Genomic DNA, 346 nt, shown 5'->3' with positions numbered 1-346 from the left:
TTTGTCGATCAGGTAACGTTTCGCGAACGGGATGTCGTATTCGAAGATGTCAACAACCGCAGAGTGTTCACGGATTTTTTCACGGATGGTCGGAACGTCCTGCGGGTGTTCGAAGTACAGACGCCAAACGGTGATCGGACGACCCAGGAATTTTTTTTCAACTTTTTCCGCGTCAACGATACGAACGATTTTACCGTGACGTTCCGCGGTGATTTTTTTAACTTCTTCGATTTTAGAGTCGTCTTTCAGCAGCGCGTAGCTGTACGGACGGAAGGTACGGTCGTGTTCGATTTTGAATTCACCGTTTTCTTTTTTGAACAGACGGATAACCGGTTTACCTTCTTCG

Annotated in this window: 1 pseudogene; it reads right to left on the bottom strand. The window is 46.8% G+C overall.

The window, feature by feature from the left end:
• A pseudogene (locus R2R70_RS19300) lies at positions 1-346 on the bottom strand (DNA polymerase); the annotation flags it as partial.

This window comes from Cobetia sp. SIMBA_158 (genome assembly GCF_046566945.1).
Classification (GTDB): Bacteria; Pseudomonadota; Gammaproteobacteria; order Pseudomonadales; family Halomonadaceae; genus Cobetia; species Cobetia amphilecti.
Note: the sequence above shows the minus strand (reverse complement) of the source record. Positions and strands in the feature narration are given on the sequence as shown.